Origin of the sequence: Rhodovulum sp. (assembly GCF_011048875.1) — a bacterium.
Taxonomy (GTDB): Bacteria; Pseudomonadota; Alphaproteobacteria; order Rhodobacterales; family Rhodobacteraceae; genus Rhodovulum; species Rhodovulum tesquicola.
In genome coordinates this window covers 1-5761 of sequence record NZ_DSDD01000249.1, presented here as the reverse complement: position 1 = coordinate 5761, position 5761 = coordinate 1, and the positions used below count along the sequence as shown (strand labels likewise).

6 protein-coding genes are annotated in these 5761 nt (G+C 67.4%); 3 read left to right on the top strand and 3 right to left on the bottom strand.

Going from position 1 to position 5761, the window contains the following annotated elements; translation table 11 throughout:
* A partial coding sequence (locus ENN83_RS08810; protein WP_287186042.1) for a DUF4010 domain-containing protein occupies positions 1-376 on the top strand: 376 nt, incomplete at its 5' end.
* On the opposite strand, the gene ENN83_RS08805 is transcribed toward ENN83_RS08810, so the two are convergent.
* On the bottom strand, positions 328-1257 hold the full coding sequence (locus ENN83_RS08805; protein WP_287186040.1) for a hydrogen peroxide-inducible genes activator: 930 nt from the start codon (positions 1255-1257) through the stop codon (positions 328-330). The genes ENN83_RS08810 and ENN83_RS08805 overlap by 49 nt on opposite strands.
* 164 nt (positions 1258-1421) lie before the next feature.
* Here ENN83_RS08805 and katG point away from each other — a divergent pair, with 164 nt between their 5' ends.
* A complete protein-coding gene (katG, locus tag ENN83_RS08800) occupies positions 1422-3593 on the top strand; it encodes a catalase/peroxidase HPI (protein ID WP_287186038.1) in 2172 nt (723 codons plus the stop codon).
* A 56-nt stretch (positions 3594-3649) separates the two neighbouring features.
* Here the strand turns inward: katG and ENN83_RS08795 are convergent, their stop codons facing one another.
* The gene (locus ENN83_RS08795) at positions 3650-4675 is read right to left on the bottom strand and encodes a ribose-phosphate pyrophosphokinase (protein WP_287186036.1); all 1026 of its coding nucleotides are present in this window, start codon (positions 4673-4675) and stop codon (positions 3650-3652) included.
* 106 nt (positions 4676-4781) lie between these two features.
* Between ENN83_RS08795 and ENN83_RS08790 the strand changes: the two genes are divergently transcribed.
* Positions 4782-5021 carry a DsbA family protein gene (locus tag ENN83_RS08790; protein WP_287186035.1) on the top strand — a complete coding sequence of 80 codons (240 nt, stop codon included), beginning with the start codon at positions 4782-4784 and terminating at the stop codon, positions 5019-5021.
* A gap of 83 nt (positions 5022-5104) precedes the next feature.
* Here ENN83_RS08790 and ENN83_RS08785 read toward each other — a convergent pair.
* On the bottom strand, positions 5105-5761 hold a 657-nt coding region (locus ENN83_RS08785; protein WP_287186033.1), incomplete at its 5' end, for a threonine aldolase family protein.

The following is a 5761-nucleotide window of genomic DNA, read 5'->3' as shown; positions in this document are numbered from 1 at the left end:
GTCGGAGACCAATCTGGACGGGCTGTCGAACCCGCTGGCGCTGGGCACGGCGCTGTCCTTCGGGGCGGTGCTGGTGGGGGTGGTGCTGGCCACCCATTACCTGCAGCTCTGGTTCGGGGCGGGCGGCGTGCTGGCGGTGGCGGCGGCCTCGGGGGTGACGGATGTGGATGCGCTGACGATCACGGTCGCGCGGATGGTCCGCGACGGGCTGGGCCGGGAGACCGCTGCGGCCGCCATCCTGCTGGCCGTGTCGGTCAATACGGTGGTCAAGGGCGGTATCGCGGCCGTGCTGGGCGGCGGGCGCTTCGGGCTGCGGGTGCTGGCGGTCTATGCGGTCGTGCTGGCCACCGGGGCGGCGGCGCTGGCGCTGGGCTGAGCGGGCGGGCGCAGCATCGCGGCGATGGCGGCGAATTGCGGGGCCAGCGGGCTGGTCCGGCGCCAGACCATGCCGACGGTGCGTTTCGGGCAGGGCGCGGGCAGGCGCGCGACCGAGACCGCGGCCGAGCGGGTTTCGGTGGCGATGGCCATTTCGGGGATCAGCGTGACGCCGATGCCCGCGCCGACCATCTGCACCAGTGTCGCAAGCGAACTGCCCTCCATCATGTCGCGCGCGGCGCGGGTCGTGGGGGCGCAGAAGGACAGCGCCTGATCGCGGAAGCAATGCCCCTCCTCCAGCAGCAGAAGCCGCATCTCGCACAGCGTTTCGGGGCAGGGAACCGGCCTGTGGGCATCGGCAAGCGGGCGGACAAGGACGAAATCCTCGTCGAAGAGCGGTTCCTCGTGCAATGCGGGTTCCGAGACGGGCAGCGCGACGATGGCCAGATCCATCCGCCCCTCGACCAGATCGCGGATCAGGACCTGGGTGACCGCTTCGCGCGGGCGGATGTCCAGATCGGGGTTCTGCGCGCCAAGCGTCTTGATGAGGCCGGGCAGGAGATAGGGCGCGATGGTGGGGATCACCCCGATCCGCAGCCGCCCGGTCAGGCCGCCCCGCGCCGCGCGGGCCAGATCGTCCAGTTCCTCGACCGCGCGCAGGATGTCGCGGGCGCGTTCGGCCAGTGCCTCGCCCAGCCCGGACAGGCGGATCTGGCGGGTGCCGCGTTCGATCACGGGCGCGCCCAGCAACGCCTCGAGCTCCTTGACCTGCACCGACAGGGCGGGTTGCGAGATGCCGCAATCCTCGGCGGCGCGGCCGAAATGGCGGTGCCGGGCGAGCGCCTCGAAATAGCGCAGATGCTTGAGGGTGAGGCTGATCATAGGCTGGGGTTATCGCTGTCATTAGAACTTCAAAATTCCAGTAATGATAATAGGCGCTAGAAGCAATCTGTGATCCGGGGGCGGATTCGCGCGGGAGTGGCACGGCACGGAGGCTGGCCGCCCCTTCCCGACCCCCGGCCAATGACCATCAGAGGAGAACCCGAATGGACGGAAACGACATGGCGACCGGCAAATGCCCGGTGATGCATGGCGGGAACACCGCGATGAACACGAGTGTCATGGATTGGTGGCCGAACGCGCTGAACCTGGACATCCTGCACCAGCACGACACCAAGACAAACCCGCTGAAGGGGTTCGACTACCGCGAGGCGGTCAAGACGCTGGATTTCGACGCGATCAAGGCCGATCTGCGCGCGCTGATGACCGACAGCCAGGACTGGTGGCCGGCCGATTGGGGCCATTACGGCGGGTTGATGATCCGCATGGCCTGGCACGCGGCGGGCACCTACCGGATCGCGGATGGCCGCGGCGGCGGCGGCACCGGCAACCAGCGCTTCGCGCCGCTGAACTCCTGGCCGGACAACGTGAGCCTGGACAAGGCGCGGCGGCTGCTGTGGCCGGTCAAGAAGAAATACGGCAACAAGATCAGCTGGGCTGACCTCATCATCCTGGCGGGCAACGTGGCCTATGAATCCATGGGGCTGAAGACCTATGGCTTCGCCTTCGGCCGCGAGGATATCTGGCATCCCGAAAAGGACATCTACTGGGGCGCCGAGAAGGAATGGCTGGCGCCGTCGGATTCGCGCTACGAGGATCTCGACAATCCCGCGACCATGGAAAACCCGCTGGCCGCGGTGCAGATGGGGCTGATCTATGTCAACCCCGAGGGCGTGAACGGCCAGCCCGACCCGCTGAAGACCGCGCTTCAGGTGCGCGAGACCTTTGCCCGGATGGCGATGAACGACGAGGAGACCGTCGCGCTGACCGCGGGCGGGCACACCGTCGGCAAGTGCCACGGCAATGGCGATGCCAGCCTGCTGGGGCCGAATCCCGAGGCCGCGGATGTCTGCGAGCAGGGCTTTGGCTGGTCGAACCCGAACCAGTCGGGCAAGGGCCGCTACACCGTGACCAGCGGCATCGAGGGTGCCTGGACGACCCATCCGACCAGGTGGGACAACGGCTATTTCTACCTGCTCTTCACCTATGAGTGGGAGCTGAAGAAATCCCCCGCCGGTGCATGGCAATGGGAGCCGATCGGCATCAAGGAAGAAGACAAGCCGGTGGATGTCGAGGATCCCTCGATCCGCTACAACCCGATCATGACCGATGCCGACATGGCGATGAAGATGGACCCGGTCTATCGCGAGATCTCCGAGCGGTTCTACAAGGATCCGGACTATTTCACCGAGGTCTTCGCCCGGGCCTGGTTCAAGCTGACTCATCGCGACATGGGACCGAAGGCGCGCTATATCGGCCCCGAGGCGCCGACCGAGGATCTGATCTGGCAGGATCCGGTGCCTGCGGGCGCGACCTCCTATGACGTGGCGGCGCTGAAGGCGAAGATCGCGGGGTCCGGCCTGTCGATCGCCGAGATGGTCGCCACCGCCTGGGACAGCGCGCGGACCTTCCGCGGGTCGGACATGCGGGGCGGTGCCAATGGCGCACGCATCCGCCTGGCGCCCCAGAAGGACTGGGAGGGCAACGAGCCCGCGCGGCTGCAAAAGGTGCTGGCGGTGCTGGAGCCGCTGGCCGCCGAGGCGGGCGCGTCGCTGGCCGATACCATCGTGCTGGCCGGTAATGTCGGGATCGAACAGGCCGCCAGGGCCGCGGGCCATGACATCGAGGTGCCGTTTGCGCCGGGCCGTGGGGACGCGACCGAGGCGATGACCGACGCGGCGTCCTTCGACGTGCTGGAGCCGCTGGCCGATGGCTACCGGAACTGGATGAAGAAGGATTACGTCGTCAGCCCCGAGGAGCTGCTGGTGGACCGCACACAGCTGATGGGCCTGACTGCGCCCGAGATGACCGTGCTGGTCGGCGGGATGCGGGTGCTGGGGACCAACCATGGCGGCACCCGGCATGGCGTGTTCACCGACCGCGAAGGCGCGCTGACGAACGACTTCTTCGTCAACCTGACCGACATGGCCTATAAATGGGTTCCGGCGGGCAATGGCGTCTACGAGATCCGCGACCGCAAGTCGGACGCGGTGAAGTGGACCGCGACGCGCACGGATCTGGTGTTCGGCTCGAACTCGATCCTGCGGTCCTATGCAGAGATCTATGCCCAGGACGACAATGCCGGGAAGTTCGTTCAGGACTTCGTGGCGGCCTGGACCAAGGTGATGAACGCCGACCGCTTCGACCTGGCGGCGTGAACGAAAAGGGCCACCCCGCCTGCGCGCGGGGGTGGCCCCTTGCCCCCTGGGGGGCGTCAGCCGGAGGCGGGGGCGTAGAGCCCTTCGTAGATCGGGGCCAGCGTCGCGTGCTCGAACAGCGACGAGACGGAGGTGCCCTGCCAGATATTCATGATCGCCTGTGCAAACAGCGGCGCGGTGGGCACGATCCGGATGTTGTGGGCGGCCTGGACCTGCCCGGTCGGCTGGATCGAATCCGTCACCACCACCGTTTTCAGCCGCGAGCCTGTGATGCGTTCGACCGCGGGCCCGGAAAAGACGCCGTGGCTGATATAGGCGTGCACCTCTTCGGCGCCGGCCTCGATCAGCTTGTCGGCGGCCTTGACCAGCGTTCCGGCCGTGTCGCACAGGTCGTCGACGATGAAGCAGATCTGGCCCTCGACCTCGCCGATCACGGTCATCTCGGCCACCTCGCCGGGGCGCGAGCGGCGCTTGTCGACGATGGCGAGCCCCGCGCCGATCCGCTGCGCCAGTTCGCGGGCGCGCGCCACGCCGCCGACATCGGGCGAGACCACGGTGATCTTGTCGGAGATGCCGTTGAACTGATGCGCGATGTCCAGCGCGAAGATCGGCGAGGCATAGAGGTTGTCGACGGGGATGTCGAAGAAGCCCTGGATCTGGGCGGCGTGCAGGTCCATCGTCAGCACCCGTTCGATCCCGGCCTCGGTCAGCAGGTTGGCGACCAGCTTGGCGCTGATCGGGGTGCGGGCCTTGGTGCGGCGGTCCTGGCGGGCATAGCCGAAATAGGGGATGACGGCGGTGATCCGCGCGGCCGACGAGCGGCGCAGCGCGTCGGCAATGATCATCAGTTCCATCAGGTTGTCATTTGCCGGGTTGGAGGTCGGCTGGATGATGAACATGTCCTCGCCGCGGACATTCTCGTAGACCTCGACGAAGATTTCCTGGTCGTTGAACCGTTCGACCCGGGCATCGACGAGGTTGACGTTCACCCCCCGATGCATCGACATCCGCCGGGCGATGGCGGAGCCGAGCGGACGGTTGGCATTGCCCGAAATCAGTTTCGGTTCGTGGATGTTGTGCATCTGGGGGATCCTTGGGCGGCAGCGGATTCGTGACGGTCGCGTGACGTTGACAGCGCTTATCACCCGGTTGCGGTCTTGAAAACCTGATGAGGGCGACAGGTGCGCGGTGGCCCATATCGACTATTACTTCACGGCGGTCTCGCCCTTCTGCTATCTCGCGGGCCTGCGGCTGGAGGAGATGGCCGCGCGCCATGGGGCGACGATCACCTGCAAGCCCGTGGACATGACCGCGCTGTTCGCGCGGACGGAGGGTGTCGCTTTGCCGGATCGGCCGGACTGCCAGAAAGCCTCTCGGCTGCAGGAAATCCGGCGGCAGGCGACGAAGCGGGTTTGTCTATCGTGTTGAAAAAGAAGCATTTCCCGGCCAATCCGGCACCTGCCGCCTATTCGATCATCGCGGCGCAGGCGGCGGGGGGCGGGGCGGAGGGCTCAGCCCGGGACGTGGGTCGGCGCGGGCGCGGGGCCGCCCTCGACCAGCCGGAGGAAGGCGTCGATCTCGTCATCCGTGGTGCACCAGGAACAGACGAGCCGCGCCGAAAGCGGCTGATCGCCGGGGCCGTCGAGCGACTGGTCCATCGGCCAGAGGTAATATTGCGCGCCCGCTTTCTGCGCCCGGCGATGGCCCTCGCGCGGCCAGGCGGCAAAGACGGAATTGGCCTGGGTCGGGTGCAGCAGCGTGGCGCCGGGCAGGGCCATGATGCCGGTGGACAGGCGCTGCGCGGCGGCGTTCGCGCGGGTGGCCATCTTGCGCCACAGATCGTCCTTGAGATAGGCGGCCATCTGGGCCGAAAGGTAGCGGTGCTTGGAAAACAGATGCCCGCCGCGCTTGCGCCGCAGTTCGAATTCCCAGGCGCGGGCGGGGTCGAACAGCACGACCGCCTCGACCCCCATCAGCCCGTTCTTGGTGCCGCCGAAGCTCAGCACATCGATGCCCGCCTTCCATGTCATCTCGGCCGGGCTGCATCCGGCCGAGACCAGCGCATTGGCAAAGCGCGCGCCGTCCATGTGGACCGGCAGGCCCGCCGCCCGGGCCACGGCGCAGATCGCCGCCACCTCGGCGGGGGAATAGACCGCGCCGGCCTCGGT

Excerpts from the sequence above, each read along its gene's own strand:
- ENN83_RS08805 (WP_287186040.1), bottom strand. The coding sequence starts at position 1,257 with ATGATCAGCCTCACCCTCAAGCATCTGCGCTATTTCGAGGCGCTCGCC.
- katG (WP_287186038.1), top strand. The coding sequence starts at position 1,422 with ATGGACGGAAACGACATGGCGACCGGCAAATGCCCGGTGATGCATGGC.
- ENN83_RS08795 (WP_287186036.1), bottom strand. The coding sequence starts at position 4,675 with ATGCACAACATCCACGAACCGAAACTGATTTCGGGCAATGCCAACCGT.